Here is a 16,912-nt window from a genome sequence, read left to right as displayed (position 1 = left end):
CTGGGGGCGGTGATGACGGGGAGGTGGCAACCCACCTCCCCTGTGGGTGTCAGTGCGAGCAGGCCACCAGCATCGAGCGGGTGGCCATCTGGGTGGAGGTGAAGCCGTTCTTGTTGCCCACCGCGATGGCGTTGCCGTCGTCGCCATCCTTGCTGAAGACTACATAGCCGCCTGGGCACATCTGTCCGGCCTTTTCGTAGCAGCCACTCCAGGCACTGGAGCCGCTGCAGTCGATGGAGACGCCGCGCCGGCCATCGGGTGTAACGGTCATCTTCGCGGTGGTACAGCCACCCAACGCGGCCACAAGCAACAACGGAACGAACAACTTCATGGGTACTCCAGGGATTGGGGGGGCAGCGAGTGGGCGCCAAGGCTGGAGTGCCTGGATTGCACGAACCTTGCGCCGACAGCGCTTTTCCTGCGTCACCACAGCCGTGCGGAAGATCGGGAAGGCACGCCATGTTCACGCAATGTTCCTGTAATACGGTGCCGACGCGTGCCGAACCGCCCTGCCACGCCCCTTCCTGCCCAAGCCCTGCCGATGCACATCCTGCTGATCGAAGACGAAGCCGAACTGGCCGCCACCCTGAAATCCGCCCTGCAGCGCGAGCGCTACGTGGTGGACCTGGCCAACACGCTGGCACTGGCCCGCGAAGCGGCCCTGTGCGGATCGCACGATCTGGTGCTGCTGGACCGCACCCTGCCCGACGGTGACGGGCTGGGATTGATTTCCCTGCTGCGTGAGCGCAAGCCCGGGGTGCCGATCATCGTGCTGAGCGCGCTGGGGCAGCTACCGGACCGCATCGCCGGCCTGGATGAGGGCGCGGACGACTATCTGACCAAGCCCTTCGCGCTTGAGGAACTGTTCGCCCGCATCCGCGCTGCAGGGCGCCGGCCGAGCGGCATGCAGGTGGAATTGGTCAGCATCGGCCGGTTGGTGTTCGACCCGGCATCGGGTGAAGCCAGTGTGGGCGGGCAACGGCTTGAGCTGCCGCGCCGCGAGATCCGTGTGCTGACCGCGTTGGCCCGGCGGCTGGGGCGCACCGTGCTGCGCGAGTCGATTGAGATGGCAGTGTATGGATTCGATGACGGCATCCATTCCAATACGCTCGACTCTCACGTCTCGCGCCTTCGCCGCAAGCTGGCCGATGCCGATGCAGGAGTAGAGATACACGCCATCCGCGGCGTCGGCTATCTGATGCGGGAAGCCAAGTAATGGCGCGTCGTCCCTCGCTGAAGCGCCCGTTGATCGTCAAAACGCTGATCTATCAGCTGCTGGCGTTGCTGGTGGCGTTCTTCGCGCTGCTGATGGTGCTGATACGTGCCGACAGCGGTGGCTACTACACCATCCAGACCTTCGCGCCGGTGGCGGCCGACGCGGTGCACCGCGACCGCAACGGCGACCTCTACGTGCAGAACACGCCGGAACTGGCCGAACTGCTGAAGGTCGTTCCCGGTGCATGGTTCATCGCCGAGGATGAGCACGGCCACCACGTTACGTTCGGGCCTGTGCCGCCGGCCTATGCCTCGCTGGTTGGCGCACTGGATGGCATCCCCTTTGGCGACCTGCGCGGGCGCGACCGCAGCGATGGCCTGGCCGTCGTGGTCCGCCAGCACAGCGGGCCGGCCGGCAAGCTGACCATCATGGCCCATGGCGAAACCGATACGCTGACCTGGCAGATGGCATTGGCGGCACACATCATCACCCTGCCGATCTTCCTGCTGCTGGGCCTGGCCACCATCGTCCTGACACCGATCATCGTAAGACGAGCTTTGGCCGGGGTGGAGCGCATCGCCCAGGAAGCCCGCAACATCTCCGCCAGTCGCCGCGGTGTCCGCCTGACAGAAACCGCGGTGCCGGTGGAGATCGCTCCGTTGGTGACGGCGGTGAATGAAGCACTGGAGCGGCTGGACGAGGGGCACGAGCGGCAACGCCGCTTCATCGCCGCCGCCGCGCATGAGCTGCGCACCCCCATTGCGATTCTGAGGGTGAAGGTCGATGCGGCCGACGACGCCACCACGCGCAACCTGGCCGTGGAAGTGGCACGGTTGGCGACGCTGGCAGAGCAGTTGCTGGATCTGCACCGCATGGACGAAGACGGGCCGAAGGAAACCATCAACCTGGCGCGGGTGGCCAAACGGGTGGCCGCCGATCTGGCGCCGCTGTTGATCCAGTCGGACAAGACCGTAGCCGTGGCGGTGGAATCGCACTTCCCGGTGTTCGGCGAGACCGGCGCAGTGGAGCGGGTAATCTCCAACCTGGTGCTGAATGCTGCCGAACATGGCGGACGCCAGATCATCGTGCGCGTTCAGGGCAGCTGCCTGGAGGTCGAGGACGACGGCCCCGGCATACCGGTCGACCAGCGCGAACGGGTTTTCGAACCCTTCCAGCGGCTGCGGCCGCGGCAGACAGGCGCAGGCCTGGGGTTGAACCTGGTGCGCCAGGTGATCGACCGCCACGGCGGCCACGTCACGATTCTGGATGCGCCTGGCGGTGGTGCATTGATCCGTGTTGAGTTTCCACTGCACCCGGGCGTAACCAGCGCGCCACCGCTGGAGCACTGAACACACCGCATGCACCTGTGTAACTGGCACCTGTCCGTGCGAAGCCGGTAGCGAGGACAGGCAAGGTTGCGGCAATGTTCGCTGCACAGCATCGGGGTGTGGCACCTACCGTGCCACCGCGTTCCGATCTGACAGGAAGCCTGCATGTGACCCAGGGAGCTCCTCCACCGTCCCCTTCCACGCGCACTGTGCCACCGCGGAATTCGCCGGGCCTTACCGCTGCCGCGTGGAATCGCCGCCCGCGTAGTGGCCGCGCGCTCGGCCTGGAACATTGGCCGCTCTGGCTGCGGGAAGTTCCCGAAGCCGAGCGCGCAGGTGTATTGATGCGGCTGTTCGGCGCCTTGTTCCTGCTGCTGCCCGGCATTGCACTGGTGGCTTCAACGTATCGGCACGCGAGCGCAGCGGCGGCCGCTGCTGTGCTCCTGTTCGTTGCCGTGCATGCCGCGCTGCATGGGTTGGCGGCATGGCGCGCGGCAACCTCGCGCCCGATGCCACCACTGCTGCGCGTCCTGGATGGTCATGCCGCTGGGATAATGATTGCCAGCGCGCTGCTGATCAGCATCGGTGCAGGGATGACGAAGCTGCCTGTTCCAGCATTCTTCTGGTTGTCGGCCGGCGCGGTGAGTCAACTCTTCGCTGCGCGATTGGCAGGTCACCGGCTGCGCAATGCACTGCTGGTTCTCGGTAGCGCCCTGCAGTTCATCGCCGTAGCATTGCTCGCCCTTCCTGCCGCACGCTGACACAGCGATAGCCCCGCAAGGTTCACGCAACCCAGCGCATCGAGACTCGACGGCCAACCACATCTGCCACGCCAGACGTGTGTCTCTACTGCCGCGAGGACCCGCGATGACCTGTCTCTACTGGATGCTGCGACGATGAGCGCCGCACCACGCAAGCGCCGCCGCGCGCTCATGATTGCTACCGCCCTGCTGTGCAGCGCGCTGATTCTGTTTGCATGGTTGCGGCCCGCACCACCTCCGCAACTGCAGGTTGCGCCGGTCGTTCGCGGCAACATCGAACAGGTGGTGGAAGCCACTGGCACGCTGAAGCCCTCGCGGCTGGTCAGCGTGGGTGCGCAGGTCTCCGGCCGCATCGACACCCTGCATGTGAAACTGGGCGACAAAGTGAAAGCCGGCGATCCCATCGCCGATATCGATTCGCGCACGCAGCGCAATGCATTGCTGAGCGCACAGGCCGCACAGCGCACCGCGCGCGCCAACCGCGATGCACTAGCGACCGACCTGCGCCAGTTCGAATTGACACTGCATCGGCAGCAGCAACTGGCTGCCGCGCAACTGGTGGCCCGCGCCGACTTCGATGCAGCCAAGGCCAAGGTCGACGCCACCCGTGAACAGATCGCCGCGTTGAACGGTGAAGTTGCGCGCCGACAGACCGACGTCGATGTCGCGCAGACCAATCTCGAGTACACCCGCATCACCGCCCCCACCGACGGCACCGTACTGGCCGTGGTCGCGCGCCAGGGGCAGACCGTGAATGCGGTGCAGAGCGCACCGACCATCGTGATGCTGGGCAATCAGGACGTGATGACGGTGTACGCCGAGATCTCCGAGGCTGACGTCGTACACACCGCTGTTGGGCAGGAGGCGTTCTTCACCATTCTTGGTGATGCCGGCCGCCGCTACAGCAGCAGGCTTCGGGATATAGCGCCAGCACCGGAATCGATCACCAACGAAGACAGTTCCAGCCTCGCCGCACCGGCGGTGTCGGGTGGCAGCCGCACGGCCATGTACTACAACGGCCAGTTCGACGTGGACAACGCCGATGGCCGCCTGCGCAGCTACATGACCGCGCAGGTTCGCATCGTGCTGGGCCGCGCCAACGACGTACTGACCATTCCCTCGGCCGCATTTGGTGCGCGCAACACCGATGGCAGCTACAGGGTGCAGGTCCGTGGTGCCGATGGCCGCGCCAGCACGCGGCGCATCACCACCGGGCTGGATGACCAGATCCAGGTGGAAGTACGCGACGGGCTGAAGGAAGGCGAACAGGTCGTGCTGGCGCAGGCCAACGTCGAAGCCGCCAGCGCACCCGCTCAGCCCAAATGAGTACGACCATGACCGAGCCACTGCTGCGCGTTCGCGGCGTACGCCGTGAATTTGCCGCGGGCGAGCAGACACTGGTGGTACTCGACGGCATCGACCTGGATATTCACGCAGGTGAACTGGTGGCCATCGTAGGCCAATCCGGTTCGGGCAAGTCCACGCTGATGAACATCCTGGGTTGCCTGGATCGCCCTTCCGCTGGCGTCTATCAGATCGCCGGGCGCGAGACCGCGCAGATGTCGCCTGATGAACTGGCCGAACTACGCCGCGAGCACTTCGGCTTCATCTTCCAGCGCTACCACCTGCTGACCGATCTGACTGCACTGAGCAATGTGGAGGTGCCTGCGATCTACGCCGGCATGCCTGCCGAAGCACGCCATGCAAGGGCAGCCACCCTGCTGTCGCGGCTGGGTCTGGGCGAGCGCATGCAGCATCTCCCTGGCGAGCTCTCGGGCGGCCAGCAGCAACGCGTTTCGATTGCGCGTGCGCTGATGAATGGTGGCGCGGTGATCTTCGCCGACGAACCCACGGGTGCGCTGGATACGCATTCCGGCAAAGAGGTGATGAAGATCCTCGGCGAGCTGCACGCGGAGGGTCATACCGTGGTGCTGGTCACGCATGACATGGCCGTGGCCGAGCATGCGCAGCGCATCATCGAAATCCGCGATGGGCGGATCGTGGATGATCGTGCAACCGGTACTGCTCTGGCAGCGGGCGTGGCGACGCCAGCCGTGCCCCAATCCGTGGGTAGCAGCGGCTGGCAGGTCTGGCGGGACCGGTTCGCTGAAGCCTTCCGCATGGCACTGCGCGCGATGAACGCCCACCGCATGCGCACCTTCCTGACCATGCTCGGGATCATCATCGGCATTGCTTCGGTCGTGGCGGTGGTAGCACTGGGCACCGGTGCACGGCAGGCCATCCTGTCCAACATCTCCTCGTTGGGTACCAACACCATCGAGATCTATCCCGGTTCCGGTTTTGGCGACCTGCACTCGGCGCGGGTGGAAACACTCACCCCCGGCGACAGCGTGGCCCTGGCCCGGCAGCCATTCGTGGACAGCGCCACCCCGGGTGTTGCCACCAGCGGCACCGCCCTGCGCGGCAATCGCTCTGCCAGTGTGCAGGTGCAGGGCGTCAGCGAGCAGTACTTCCGCGTGCATGGCCTGAAGCTCGGCGAGGGCGCCTTCTTCGGTCCACCCGGCGTGGCCGGCTACCAGCAGGTGGTGGTGATCGACGCCAATACCCGCGCACGCTTCTTCGCCGCGACCGACAACCCGATCGGGCAGACCCTGCTGCTGGGCAATGTTCCGGTGCGTGTGGTGGGTGTGGTGAAGAAGGACGCCGGTGCGGCCGGTGATGCATCGCTGCTGCGGGTATGGCTACCCTACACCACCGCAATGGCGCGCGTACTGGGGCAGAGCCACGTCTCCAGCATCACCGTGCGCGTCTCGGATGCGATCAGCATGGAAGCGGCTGAGCAGGCCATCGCGCGACTGCTGACTCGCCGCCACGGCAGCACCGATTTCTACATGAGCAACAACGCGCAGATCCGTAGATCCATTGAACAGACCACCGGCATCCTGACCATGATGATCAGCTCCATCGCTGCCATCGCACTGGTGGTGGGCGGAATCGGGGTCATGAACATCATGCTGGTGTCGGTGACCGAACGAACCCGCGAGATCGGCGTGCGCATGGCTGTGGGCGCGCGACGCAGCGACATCCTGCAGCAGTTCCTGATCGAATCGGTGCTGGTCTGCCTGCTCGGTGGCGTGCTCGGCATCGGCGTGGCGCTGGCGCTGGGCGCGGTGATGGAGCTGGCCGGTGCGGGCTTCAGCCTCGTGTTCTCCGTCAATTCGATTCTGGCTGCATTCGTGTGTTCCAGCCTGATCGGCGTTGGTTTCGGCTTCCTGCCGGCACGCCGTGCCGCACAGCTGGATCCTGTGGAGGCGCTGGTTCGATAGCCGCTGCAATTGCTCGCCCTGACGGCAGGTTCGCGCAATGTCTGCGGGGTGTACTACGGCTACCAACGATGTCCGCACAGGAGCTGGACGATGTTTCTGAAGACAGGAAGAACCGCGCTGATTGTAGCGGTCGCTGCGCAGCTGGTGTTGATGCCGTACGCCGGCGACGCCCATGCGCAGCGTGGCGACCGCTACAACCCGCACTGGAACCAGGACTACCGCGATCGGGAGCGCGATGCATGGGAACGACGCGAACGTGAGCGGAATCATGAGCGCGAACGCGAGCGCCGGCACGATGCCAAGACCGCCGGTGTCGTGGTGGGCGTGGTAGGTGCAGCGGTGGTGGCCGGCGTGATTGCCGCTGCCGCCAAACGCGAGCGCGAGACCCGCGAGCGCGCCAACTACTGCATGAACCGCTACGGCAACTACGACCGCCGCAACGACAGCTATCGCGGCGCCGACGGCTACACCTATCCCTGCCGCTGACTTGTATCTCTCAAGGAAAAACCACCCATGACCAGGATCACTCTATTGATCGCGCTGTGCGCTGCTCCGTTGCTGGCCCAGGCCTCACCGACCGACCCGAAGCAGGCCTACATCGACGCCACATTCACCGCCATGGATGCCAACAACGACGGACGCGTTGACAAGGTCGAGTACGCGAAATTTCAGCAGGAACGTTTCAGCAAGCAGGCCGATTCCATCGACGCCGCGTTTTCCGCGATGGACAGGAACAAAGACGGCAGGATCAGCAAGGAGGAAGCCAACGTGGTGCCGGAGATCGCGAAGTACTTCGCGGGCCTGGACATCGATGGTGATGGCTATCTGTCGCTGAAAGAGATGCAACAAGCCATGGTGGCCGCTCAGACTGCAGACGCGCCAACAAAGTAAATCCAGGGCGGGGCGCTGAAGATGGATACCCATCCGGGCGCGGTGCGGGTTGAATACACCCTCTTCCCACGTTAGCCTCCGAGGTGCCCAAGGAGGGCTATCAACGGAGTGAAGCATGAAGATTGGATTCAAGCTGTCTGTTGCTATTGCGGCTGCTGCACTGACCCTGGGAATCGGCAGTGCCTCCGCGCAGTCCCGCTGTACCCCGTGCTACACCGCCTACGAGGCCTGCCTCGCAGCGGGCAATGGCGAGAAGGTGTGCTACCCGGCTTTTGCCCGCTGCCTGCGGAACAGCGGCTGCACCATCCCGTAAGTCACGCACTGCCGTGATGTGTGCCGGCCCCCATTGCGGGGGCTGGCATTGGTGCTTCTCGAAAGGTGCTCCTCGCTCCTCACGGTATCAGTCTGCATTCCAGCTGGCCGGCCGAGCCGAGCATGCACGCAGAATACCCATCCGCCATATCGGTAGCACAATGCGTCCGGCGCATTTGCGCGACGGCGCGCGGACCCGGTGCTGAGCCCCTGGCACCCTTTTCCGTCCTTCGCAGCACCAATCCTGCCAGGTGACAGTACCAGGCAGATCGCCCCAATTCAGGTATCCTTGCGCGCAGTCAGCCACGCCTTCATGCGGCCGCTGCGGTGCAGCATCGTCGTTGCCGACGAACACACGATTCGCCATGGATGTTTCAACGTAGTCACAGGGGAAAATGGATGAAGAAGTTTCTGTTCGCAGCGATCATCGCCGTGTCGCTGGTAGGTTGCACCACCAATCCACCGCTCAATTTTTCGGTCCCGAATGTCGGGGTCAGCAGCAAGAAGATTGATGGCGAGTTGAAGTCATTGACGGTCACGCTGGCACGTCCGGATGAAGCCAAGGGCAAGATCCCCGCGCAGGCCCAGCACGAAGTGCCGCAGATGTGGCAGAACGCGTTGACCGAAGCGCTGAACAAGATGGCGGTGTTCCGCGACGACGCGCCGGTGAAGTTGAGCCTGTCGGTGAAGATCCTGGCGATCGACATTCCTAGCTTCGGTGCATCGATGACCACCAAGACGATCGCCCGCTACGAGCTGATCGATCGTGCAACGGGCAGCATCGTCTACACCCAGGATGTCAGCGCGTCCGGCGAAGTTCCATTCAACTACGCCTTCGCAGGCGTGATCCGTGCCCGTGAGTCGATCAGCCGCTCGGCCCAGAACAACATCGCCCAGTTCCTGCAGGCCCTGGAGACAGTGGATATCTCCAAGCCGATGTTCCCGAACAAGCAGGAAGCGCCGTGAAGCGCCTGCTGCTGGCCGCATCCGCTGCTGTGATGCTGACCGCATGCGCACCAAATGTGCGCACGGACAGCTACTCCATCGGTTCGGTGGGACAGGTCAATCGCACCGTCAGCGGCACGGTCATCAGCGTCCGTGCGGTCAGTATTGACGGCTCACAGGGCGGTGGTGCCGTTGCCGGCGCTGCGGCTGGCGGCGTGGCCGGCTCCACCATCGGTGGCAGCGACCAGGCGGCGGCCATCGGTGCCATTGGCGGCCTGGTGGTAGGCGCGATTGCCGGCGCAGCCTCCGAACGCGCACTTTCGCAGGCCAAGGGCCTGGAATACGTGGTGCAGACGGAGAACGGCAATCTGATGACAGTTGTACAAGGCCCCGATCCGGTATTCAGCACCGGCATGCGGGTGCTGGTGCTGTATGGGTCACCCTCGCGGATCATTGCCGATCCACGCCAGCCGAAGTCGGCCCCGTAAACGCGGCGATGCCCCTTTCATGGGGCATCGCTCTGCAGCGGTGCGATTTCAACCCATCCGCACCGCGTGACTCTCGCGAGCCTGCACTTCGATATCCTGCTGGCGCTGCATGACCGCCTGCTGCCGCTCCAGACTGGCGGCTTCCATCTGCTGCAGCGACTGCGCAACCGGCGTATGCACTGCTACATCTGTTGGCATTGAAACACGCAGGTGGGCGGGATCGTTCATCTCGCCCTGCACCACGAACACGTTCCGCCCTGCGGGAACGTCGGCCGTCTGGGCGCTCAGCAGCACGTGATCGGCGCGTTCAAGCTGGTTGCGGCGGGCCAAGGCCATCACGCTCGCCACAAGACGCTCGCTGTTCTCATCGTGGGTGCGCCCGGCGCTGGCATCGATCGCGGCAACGCCTTCGCGCACCTGCTGCATCAGTGCGTACTCGCGATGGCCTGGGCCGATGTCCGCCAGGCGGGTCAGCGCCTGTGAGGGATCCGGCACGTCGTCCACCGCTGCGGTCAGCGGGCTGCGGGTAATGGTCCGATACGGGTCGTCCGGGTGGAACTGGGTACGTTTTTCCTGGCGTTCCAGACGAACCTCGCGCGCGTCGTTGAGTTCAGCGATACGGGCGGGATCGGTGATCTCGCGCAGCGACATGTGACCGCCGCCCGCATTGACGCTGGCCCATTTTCTGTCCGCTTCGAAGTACATCGCGTAATAGCTGTTGCCACCGATGATGTTCGGATCGACCGCTGAGCGGCCCTCCAGTACCTGGGTGGCTTCCAGCACGCTCAACCGGGTCAGGTACTGGCCACCTTTCGCCCATCCCATCTGGCCGATGGCATCGACGCTGGTGTTGCCTACGCGCGGGCCCCCGGCGTAGTCGTTGTTGAGCATGTTGGTCCAGATCTGCTCCAGCTTCTCGGGGCCGCTCTTCTGCTCGGCAGCCTCCAGCAGCACGCGCGGCGTCCAGCAGTTGGGATCAAGCTCATGCCGTTCAAATGCCCGGTCGTGAGCCAGCATCACATCCTTGCCGGGAAGATTCAGTGCCATTTCGGGACGCCCCTGCTCCATTCAGTACAAGCGCCGCTCCAGGTCCTGGCGCAGAAGCGTCTGCCCAAACACATCCCATTGGCGCTCGCTCAGCTGCGCGTCGGGAAAGCCGGATCCCTTGCCCTCCTGCTGCCGTGCATAGTCCTGTGCGTAGCTGTTTGCAACGCGGCCTGGCAGGCTGTCGTTGCGAACAACACCCAGCGCCAGCGTCCCATAGCCATCCGCATCCGGCAGCTGCGACAGATAGTTCCAGTACAACTCGCGGTTTCCGGCCTTGGCATAGCTGGCCAGAATCTTGAGATTCTCTTGCGTCAACCCGCCCATTGCCTGCTCCTGAATGCACTCATTATCGGACTCGGGTGCGCGCGAGGACATCGCGCACCGCATCTTCCATCCGCTTCCAGTCAGCCAGGAAGGCCCGCTTGTAGTTCAACGAGATGGAAAGCTTGTTCTCCACATCCGAGAAGTAGTGGAAACACCCTGCCGCAGCTTGTCCTTGCTCACTGATGACCTGATCGCCCTGCAGGCGAACGCCATCCCCCCGGAATGCCGTGCTTTCGCATTTGATGAATGTGGTCAGGCTGCCGTTGGGAGCGCGCGCGATGTACCAGTCATCTTCATAGGCAGGATTTCGGATGGGCGGTTTTCCATAGCGCGCTTCGTACGCCTTCGAGAAAACCTCCATCCTCGTTTCATCGATGGCGTAAGGCGTCAGGCCCATGACGTCGGACCGCCCAATCCGCAGATCGAGCCGATCCCGAGGATCCCCTCGCTCCACCGATCCTTCCTCGGTGGATGCCTGGTTGGAGGACAATCGCTCCAATGATGTTTCGATTGGCGCACGATCGATGTAATCGATCGCCACAGCAATCTCCTTGCGGAAATCATTCGTACGCGGATTCGCCCGGGCACCCGGAGCAGTCGGCTTCATGTCCGGCCACTCGATGACCAGCGTCACGCCCTCGCCCGGCCACGGTGCGATCTGGCTGTCCAGGTAGTTGGCCGGAATGCGGAAGGTGTTCGGCCCCAGCTTCACGTCCACGGGGGCATCGGTATAGGTATGGCCGTTGATCGTGCGGCCGGTCTGGGTTGCGCCGGACATGACGGGATTCCTTTCGTGTTCGTTGGACGGTGGCCGCGCACATGCGCCGGCACTCACTGCAACGGCAAGTGCAAGCGTCAGACACCGGCTGGGGGGCATCACGTGCATGGGCATTCCATTGCAGGGTTCCAGCGCCACTATAGGGAACCGGGTGTCAACGGAACAGGAACCGCATCGCCGCCCTTCACGAAGCGAGGCAGCGCTCCACATGCACTGCCTGCAGCAATACCACTACCGCGATTGCTGTGGCCTCCGAAACGCTGCGGGGTGCGCGGGCCATGTCGACCACACTCGGCGCTACGCTTCAGACCTCAGCTGTCGCTGTCCGTGCTTCTATGGCCGCGATAGGTTTCGCCCCACTCGCGCATGGCCAGCAGCACCGGCACCAGCGTGCGCCCGAATTCGGACAGCTCGTACTCGACCCTCGGTGGCACCTCTGCATAGACATGGCGGATCACCACCCCGTCAGCTTCCAGTTCCCGCAGTTGGCTGGTCAGCATGGACTGGGTGGCGTTGGGCACCCGCCGCGTCAGCTCCATGAAGCGACGCTTGCCGGTCATCAGGTGGAAGAGGATGACAGGCTTCCACACGCCACCCATGACCGACAGCGTGACCTCCACGGCGCAACCGCTCTTGCCATCCCAACGCTTGCTACGCATGCATACTCCGGAAAACCATAGTACCTACGGAAAATCATCGTTCTTGTTGCAATAGCGGTGCGAGCCTAGCATGGCCCCATTCCTTGAATGTGAGCCCCTCCATGACGTTCAAAGCACTGCTCGCCCGCAAGACGAACAACCAGGTTTCGACCGAACTGATCGATTTCGATGAGGCCGACCTGATGGACGGTGACGTCCTGGTGCAGGTCGAGTACTCCACGCTCAACTACAAGGATGCGCTTGCCCTCACCGGCAAGAGCCCGGTCATCCGGACGTTCCCGCTCATTCCCGGCATCGATCTGGCAGGCGTAGTGCTGGAATCCAGCAGGGCCGACTTCAAGCCAGGCGACCGCGTTGTGCTCAATGGCTGGGGCCTGAGCATGAGTCACCACGGCGGCCTGGCACAGCGTGCGCGCGTGCGTAGCGAATGGCTCAACCGGATTCCCGGCAACCTGACCACCCGTGACGCCATGGCCATCGGCACCGCGGGCTATACCGCCATGCTGTGCGTGCTGGCCCTGGAACATGCCGGCGTGACGCCCGACAAGGGCGATGTGCTGGTCACCGGCGCCAACGGCGGTGTCGGCTCGATTGCGGTGGCGATCCTTTCAAAGCTGGGCTATCGCGTGGTGGCCGCCACCGGGCGCCCGGAGCATGCTGAGTATCTGCACAACCTGGGTGCGAGCGAAATCATCGACCGCGCGCAGCTTTCGGAACCACGCGACCGGCCGGTGAGCGCCGAACGCTGGGCCGGCGTGGTGGATGTGGCCGGCGGCCCTACCCTCGTCAACGCCATTGCCGAAACGAAATACCGGGGCGCCATCGCCGCCTGCGGCCTGGCGCAGAGCGATGCGCTGCATGGCTCGGTGCTGCCTTTCATCCTGCGCAACGTAACCCTCGCAGGCGTGGATTCGGTGAACGCGCCGCAGGACGTTCGCCAGCGCGCGTGGGAGCGGCTTGCCACCGACCTGTATCCGCAGAAGCTTGAAAGCACGGTGCAGCTGATTGGGCTTGCCGACGTGCTTGAGGTTTACGAGCAGATCATTCCGGGCAAGGTGCGTGGGCGGATAGTGGTGGATGTGAATGCCTGAGGAAGCCTCCCCAGCGGATTCCATCCGGCAACGAATGGTGAACATGCCGTGAAACCATGCGCGCAGCAATGGCCGCTTGCCACTGCTGCTCGCATACGCTCAGGTTTCCGCCGACTGTGGACACCGCCATGTCAATGACTGCACTCGCACTTGCGACCGCTCTTTCCGGCCTGCCCGACATTGCCTGGGAGCGCGAGCGCGGCGAAGACGCACATCAGCTGATGCTCTGCCAGATCCATCGCGATGAGCTGATGCAGGATGACGCGAAGAGCGATGCCTACCAGCGCGCCAAGGCGGTCTGCGATCTCCTGGCGCGTGAGTACAGGAACAAATGGGATTTCGATGCGCAGGAGGCATTGGCGGCATCGGCAGTGGATCTGGATGAGCTGATCCGGCGGGGAGACCTGGTTGAGGTGCCTCCAACTAGGCAGGACCGCGTCTACGAGTGATTCCGTGCCGGCAGGTGCTGGCACCTGGAGCTGCCGCAGGGCAACCAGGTCCAGTGCCGATCGGCGAGGCTAGCGGATGCGACTCCGCGCCAGTGCCAGGCGCCTGATCTCGTCTGGCAGAAACACGACGCCGTCCTCCATTTCGATGCGCATCTGCGAGGCATCACCTTCGTGCCCCTGCATTGCAGCGGTCACCAGAATCTTCAGTGCATCCGTGCGGATATCGTAGCCGCCGACGGTGTGCTTCAAGGTACCCACGCTGTTCCAGTCGATTTCCATGATCGGCGTCCACATCCACAGGCTTCATGCTGGCAACGGCCTTCGCCCACGTCAATGAAACCGGTCGCACGGCCGACCATGAAGCGAAAGGCCACGCGCGTGGTCAAGGCCCCTTATCATGGAGGGGTAAGGGCTCTGCAAGCCCAGTTGACGTACGCAAGGCAGTATCTGGATGTCTATGGAATGGCGCCCCTCGGGCTGGGGCCTACGTGTGACCCGCTCGCCGAACTGGTGGCTGCGACTTGACGGCGAACATGTTGAGCTTTTGATTGAAGGTCGCCAGTACCGGCAACACGTGGCTGACGACGAGCGCGTGCAGGTCATCCCTGGACTCGCCTGGGCCAAGGTCGTCCTGCAGACCCAGGGCGATGGCGTGCTGACCATGGATGGACTGTCCAACAGCCAGGCTTCCCGGCTTGCGGCAGCGCTGCAGCAGGTGCGCTTTGCGGGTACCACGCGCGGGCGCAAGGCACTGTTCGACACGATTCTGGAGCAGATCCAGTCGTGGCTGGCCGAGGCAGATGCCCTCATCGACCGGGGCAGCACCGGCCGCCGCTGGATCACGCACGAACAACAGCAGGCACTGCTGGCCGGTCGCCCCGCCCTGCCGCTCCCGCCGCGCGAGCTGGAACAATTGTTCCTGGATGAGGATGTGCACGAGGACCTGCATTCGCCCAGCCACCGTGCAGCACTGGACGCCCTGGGCGACTGGCAGCTGGACTGGCCCGAGGCGTGGGCCGACGCCAACGCAACCATGGCAGCGCGCGAACGGGTACTGGCCAAGGACTTCCTGGACCGGGTCGAGAGCAAGCCGCTGACCGACGAACAGGCCCGCGCCGTCATCTGTTTCGACAACCGCGTGCAGGTCGTCGCCTCCGCTGGCTCTGGCAAGACCTCCACCATGGTCGCCAAGGCCGCTTATGCCATTGATCGCGGCTTTGTCGAACCCGAACGGATCGTGATGCTCGCCTTCAACAAGGACGCCGCCAGGGAGCTTGAAGAGCGCGCGCAGCGATGCTTCGACCGGCTCGGCATGGGCGACACCGTGGTTGAAGCCCGGACCTTCCACGCCCTCGGCCTGGCCATCGTCGCCAAGGCCACCGGACGCAAGCCCGACATCCCCGAATGGACCACTGACGCCACTCTGGGCTTCAACAAGCTGGCCGAACTGGTAGACGATCTGAAGGATCGCTCGACCCACTTCCGCACCCAGTGGGATATGTTCCGCCTGGTATTCGGGCGCGACCTGCCGCCATTCGGCGCGGAAATGGAGGCCGACGGCTACGACCGCGATGGCACGCCCTACATCCGTACCCTGCAGGGGGAACGGGTGAAGAGCCTGGAAGAGTGCGTGATCGCCGACTGGCTCTTCTACAACGGCGTGACGTACGACTACGAGCGACGCTACGAGTTCGATACCGCGACAGACACCCATCGCCAGTATCGCCCGGACTTCTACTATCCGGACGCCGGGCTGTATCACGAGCACTTTGCGCTGGATGCCGATGGCCAGCCGCCGAAGCACTTTGCCAACTACAGCGAAGAGATGCACTGGAAGCGCCAGCAGCATGTGGCACGCGGCACGGCCCTTGTCGAGACGACATCCTTTGGCCTGCGCAGCGGGCATGCCCTGCTGGATCTCGCAGAGAAGCTTGGCGAGTGTGACATCGAGCTCGACCCGAACCCGGACCGCGAGCTGCCCGATCAGGGCGCCAGACCGATGCCCGATGCGGACCTGATCGGCTTGATGCGCACCTTCATTGCCCACGCCAAGAGCAACTGCCTGACGCTGGACGATATGGCCGCACGCCTGCGGCAGATGCCCGAGGATCAGTTCAAGGAGCGACACCGTCGCTTCCTGGAAATCGCAGGGCCGGTTTTCCAGGCCTGGGACAACGCACTGGCTGACGAGCGCGGCATCGACTTCGAGGACATGCTCAACATGGCGGCCGGGCTGCTGGAACAGGGCCGCTACGAATCGCCTTACGAGCTGGTGATGGCCGATGAATTCCAGGACGCTTCGCGCGCCCGCGCACGCCTCTGCCGTGCGCTGGTCAGCCAACCGGGCCGCCATCTGTTTGCGGTGGGCGATGACTGGCAATCGATCAACCGCTTCGCCGGGGCCGACGTTTCGGTGATGACCGGATTCCGCGAGTGGATGGGCCATGGCCAGGTGCTGAAACTGGAACAGACGTTCCGCTGCCCACAGGCGCTCTGCGATGTGTCCAGCCGCTTCATCAGCCGCAACCCCGCGCAGATCGCCAAAGCAGTTCGCTCAGCTGCAACGGCCATGGGCCCGGTGCTGCAGGCGTTCCAGATGAATCGGCGTGAGGAGGTGCAGGATGGCGTTCGCCAGTACCTCGCCAAGCTGCATCAGCAGTTGTTGTCCGGGGCGGTGCCGCAAGGGCGCAACGGACGCGTGACGGTCTTCATCCTGGGGCGCTATCGCGCCGATCGCAGCGCGATGCCTTCGGATTGGAAGACAGCCTTCGGCAGCACGATGGAGGTCGAATTCCTGACCGCACATCGATCGAAGGGGCGCGAAGCGGACTACGTGATCCTGCCGGGCATGATCAACCGCAGCTTCCCGAGCCTGCGCGCGGATGACCCGGTGCTTTCGCTGGCCATGCCGGATGGGGATACCTATCCGCTGAGCGAAGAACGGCGGTTGTTCTATGTCGCGCTGACGCGTGCGCGACGGTCGGTGGCGATGTTCACCCTGCAGGGCAAGCACTCGCCGTTCCTGGATGAGCTGGTGCGGGACGGTGCGGTGGAAGTGACCGCGATTTCAGGCGCGACCATCAATGAAGAACGCTGCCCAGTGTGCAAGGTGGGCGTGTTTGTGGACCGCAATGGGCCGCATGGGGCTTTCCGGTCGTGCTCCAGTTACCCGTTGTGCCACAACAAGCCGAAGGGTGGGCGTCGCGGGTAGCCGTCCAAGAAATGCCATCCGTTCGAGCACGCAGACACCACACCTCAGCGGTGAGCGGCCGGCTGTAGCGGGCGGCAGGACCACGGACTCCCACTTTCCCACAAAGAGAAAGCCGGCACTGGGCC

At 64.0% G+C, this 16,912-nt stretch carries 17 protein-coding genes and 1 pseudogene; 13 read left to right on the top strand and 5 right to left on the bottom strand.

From position 1 onward, the window contains the following. Positions 1 to 49 precede the first annotated feature (49 nt). Complete coding sequence (locus R1L06_RS08595) at positions 50 to 331, bottom strand: hypothetical protein (RefSeq protein WP_107431655.1); 282 nt, start codon at positions 329 to 331, stop codon at positions 50 to 52. Positions 332 to 541: 210 nt separating this feature from the next. Between R1L06_RS08595 and R1L06_RS08590 the strand changes: the two genes are divergently transcribed. From R1L06_RS08590 to R1L06_RS08545, 10 genes are all read left to right on the top strand, one after another. Continuing rightward, entirely contained in the window at positions 542 to 1,216 is a 675-nt protein-coding gene (locus R1L06_RS08590; protein ID WP_317217485.1) for a response regulator transcription factor, read from the top strand. Continuing rightward, positions 1,216 to 2,565 (top strand): sensor histidine kinase, encoded by a 1,350-nt coding sequence (locus tag R1L06_RS08585; RefSeq protein ID WP_317217456.1) that lies wholly within the window; start codon positions 1,216 to 1,218, stop codon positions 2,563 to 2,565. Before R1L06_RS08590 ends, R1L06_RS08585 begins: the two co-directional genes overlap by 1 nt. A gap of 323 nt (positions 2,566 to 2,888) precedes the next feature. Further along, on the top strand, positions 2,889 to 3,305 hold the full coding sequence (locus R1L06_RS08580; RefSeq protein WP_317217455.1) for a hypothetical protein: 417 nt from the start codon (positions 2,889 to 2,891) through the stop codon (positions 3,303 to 3,305). Positions 3,306 to 3,440: 135 nt separating this feature from the next. Then, a complete protein-coding gene (locus R1L06_RS08575; RefSeq protein ID WP_317217454.1) occupies positions 3,441 to 4,631 on the top strand; it encodes an efflux RND transporter periplasmic adaptor subunit in 1,191 nt (396 codons plus the stop codon). Continuing rightward, positions 4,628 to 6,592, top strand: coding sequence for a MacB family efflux pump subunit (locus R1L06_RS08570; protein WP_345784963.1), 1,965 nt, complete (start codon positions 4,628 to 4,630; stop codon positions 6,590 to 6,592). The genes R1L06_RS08575 and R1L06_RS08570 overlap by 4 nt, the downstream gene beginning before the upstream one ends. Positions 6,593 to 6,682: 90 nt before the next feature. Further along, on the top strand, positions 6,683 to 7,078 hold the full coding sequence (locus R1L06_RS08565) for a hypothetical protein (protein ID WP_317217452.1): 396 nt from the start codon (positions 6,683 to 6,685) through the stop codon (positions 7,076 to 7,078). A 27-nt stretch (positions 7,079 to 7,105) separates the two neighbouring features. Further along, positions 7,106 to 7,483, top strand: coding sequence for an EF-hand domain-containing protein (locus R1L06_RS08560; RefSeq protein ID WP_317217451.1), 378 nt, complete (start codon positions 7,106 to 7,108; stop codon positions 7,481 to 7,483). Between the two features lie 115 nt (positions 7,484 to 7,598). Beyond that, positions 7,599 to 7,796, top strand: a complete 198-nt coding sequence (locus R1L06_RS08555) for a hypothetical protein (protein WP_032128612.1) — start codon at positions 7,599 to 7,601, stop codon at positions 7,794 to 7,796. Positions 7,797 to 8,194: 398 nt separating this feature from the next. Then, a complete protein-coding gene (locus R1L06_RS08550) occupies positions 8,195 to 8,761 on the top strand; it encodes a putative periplasmic lipoprotein (protein WP_071227578.1) in 567 nt (188 codons plus the stop codon). Next, a complete protein-coding gene (locus R1L06_RS08545; RefSeq protein ID WP_256200885.1) occupies positions 8,758 to 9,228 on the top strand; it encodes an outer membrane lipoprotein in 471 nt (156 codons plus the stop codon). The genes R1L06_RS08550 and R1L06_RS08545 overlap by 4 nt, the downstream gene beginning before the upstream one ends. Before the next feature lie 48 nt (positions 9,229 to 9,276). Here R1L06_RS08545 and R1L06_RS08540 read toward each other — a convergent pair. The 3 genes and pseudogenes from R1L06_RS08540 to R1L06_RS08530 all read right to left on the bottom strand — a co-directional run bounded on the left by R1L06_RS08540 (position 9,277) and on the right by R1L06_RS08530 (position 12,036). Next, positions 9,277 to 10,599, bottom strand: a pseudogene (locus R1L06_RS08540) (Smlt3024 family type IV secretion system effector). A gap of 22 nt (positions 10,600 to 10,621) precedes the next feature. Then, a complete protein-coding gene (locus R1L06_RS08535; RefSeq protein ID WP_317217450.1) occupies positions 10,622 to 11,485 on the bottom strand; it encodes a Smlt3025 familytype IV secretion system inhibitor in 864 nt (287 codons plus the stop codon). Between the two features lie 203 nt (positions 11,486 to 11,688). Beyond that, the gene (locus tag R1L06_RS08530; protein WP_317217449.1) at positions 11,689 to 12,036 is read right to left on the bottom strand and encodes a winged helix-turn-helix transcriptional regulator; all 348 of its coding nucleotides are present in this window, start codon (positions 12,034 to 12,036) and stop codon (positions 11,689 to 11,691) included. 101 nt (positions 12,037 to 12,137) lie between these two features. Between R1L06_RS08530 and acuI the strand changes: the two genes are divergently transcribed. Both acuI and R1L06_RS08520 read left to right on the top strand, forming a co-directional pair. Further along, a complete protein-coding gene (acuI, locus tag R1L06_RS08525) occupies positions 12,138 to 13,127 on the top strand; it encodes an acrylyl-CoA reductase (NADPH) (RefSeq protein ID WP_317217448.1) in 990 nt (329 codons plus the stop codon). A 128-nt stretch (positions 13,128 to 13,255) separates the two neighbouring features. Next, positions 13,256 to 13,576 (top strand): hypothetical protein, encoded by a 321-nt coding sequence (locus tag R1L06_RS08520; RefSeq protein ID WP_049463018.1) that lies wholly within the window; start codon positions 13,256 to 13,258, stop codon positions 13,574 to 13,576. A 69-nt stretch (positions 13,577 to 13,645) separates the two neighbouring features. On the opposite strand, the gene R1L06_RS08515 is transcribed toward R1L06_RS08520, so the two are convergent. Then, on the bottom strand, positions 13,646 to 13,855 hold the full coding sequence (locus R1L06_RS08515) for a hypothetical protein (protein ID WP_238378272.1): 210 nt from the start codon (positions 13,853 to 13,855) through the stop codon (positions 13,646 to 13,648). 178 nt (positions 13,856 to 14,033) lie between these two features. Between R1L06_RS08515 and R1L06_RS08510 the strand changes: the two genes are divergently transcribed. Then, entirely contained in the window at positions 14,034 to 16,787 is a 2,754-nt protein-coding gene (locus R1L06_RS08510) for a UvrD-helicase domain-containing protein (protein ID WP_317217447.1), read from the top strand. The last annotated feature ends 125 nt before the right edge of the window (positions 16,788 to 16,912 follow it).

It is taken from the genome of Stenotrophomonas mexicanensis, from assembly GCF_032911605.1.
GTDB classification, from domain to species: domain Bacteria; phylum Pseudomonadota; class Gammaproteobacteria; order Xanthomonadales; family Xanthomonadaceae; genus Stenotrophomonas; species Stenotrophomonas maltophilia_A.
This window is presented reverse-complemented; position numbering and strand designations above follow the sequence as displayed.

Excerpts from the sequence above, each read along its gene's own strand:
- R1L06_RS08595 (WP_107431655.1), bottom strand. The coding sequence starts at position 331 with ATGAAGTTGTTCGTTCCGTTGTTGCTTGTGGCCGCGTTGGGTGGCTGT.
- R1L06_RS08590 (WP_317217485.1), top strand. The coding sequence starts at position 542 with ATGCACATCCTGCTGATCGAAGACGAAGCCGAACTGGCCGCCACCCTG.
- R1L06_RS08585 (WP_317217456.1), top strand. The coding sequence starts at position 1,216 with ATGGCGCGTCGTCCCTCGCTGAAGCGCCCGTTGATCGTCAAAACGCTG.
- R1L06_RS08580 (WP_317217455.1), top strand. The coding sequence starts at position 2,889 with ATGCGGCTGTTCGGCGCCTTGTTCCTGCTGCTGCCCGGCATTGCACTG.
- R1L06_RS08575 (WP_317217454.1), top strand. The coding sequence starts at position 3,441 with ATGAGCGCCGCACCACGCAAGCGCCGCCGCGCGCTCATGATTGCTACC.
- R1L06_RS08570 (WP_345784963.1), top strand. The coding sequence starts at position 4,628 with ATGAGTACGACCATGACCGAGCCACTGCTGCGCGTTCGCGGCGTACGC.
- R1L06_RS08565 (WP_317217452.1), top strand. The coding sequence starts at position 6,683 with ATGTTTCTGAAGACAGGAAGAACCGCGCTGATTGTAGCGGTCGCTGCG.
- R1L06_RS08560 (WP_317217451.1), top strand. The coding sequence starts at position 7,106 with ATGACCAGGATCACTCTATTGATCGCGCTGTGCGCTGCTCCGTTGCTG.
- R1L06_RS08555 (WP_032128612.1), top strand. The coding sequence starts at position 7,599 with ATGAAGATTGGATTCAAGCTGTCTGTTGCTATTGCGGCTGCTGCACTG.
- R1L06_RS08550 (WP_071227578.1), top strand. The coding sequence starts at position 8,195 with ATGAAGAAGTTTCTGTTCGCAGCGATCATCGCCGTGTCGCTGGTAGGT.
- R1L06_RS08535 (WP_317217450.1), bottom strand. The coding sequence starts at position 11,485 with ATGCACGTGATGCCCCCCAGCCGGTGTCTGACGCTTGCACTTGCCGTT.
- R1L06_RS08530 (WP_317217449.1), bottom strand. The coding sequence starts at position 12,036 with ATGCGTAGCAAGCGTTGGGATGGCAAGAGCGGTTGCGCCGTGGAGGTC.
- acuI (WP_317217448.1), top strand. The coding sequence starts at position 12,138 with ATGACGTTCAAAGCACTGCTCGCCCGCAAGACGAACAACCAGGTTTCG.
- R1L06_RS08520 (WP_049463018.1), top strand. The coding sequence starts at position 13,256 with ATGTCAATGACTGCACTCGCACTTGCGACCGCTCTTTCCGGCCTGCCC.
- R1L06_RS08515 (WP_238378272.1), bottom strand. The coding sequence starts at position 13,855 with ATGGAAATCGACTGGAACAGCGTGGGTACCTTGAAGCACACCGTCGGC.
- R1L06_RS08510 (WP_317217447.1), top strand. The coding sequence starts at position 14,034 with ATGGAATGGCGCCCCTCGGGCTGGGGCCTACGTGTGACCCGCTCGCCG.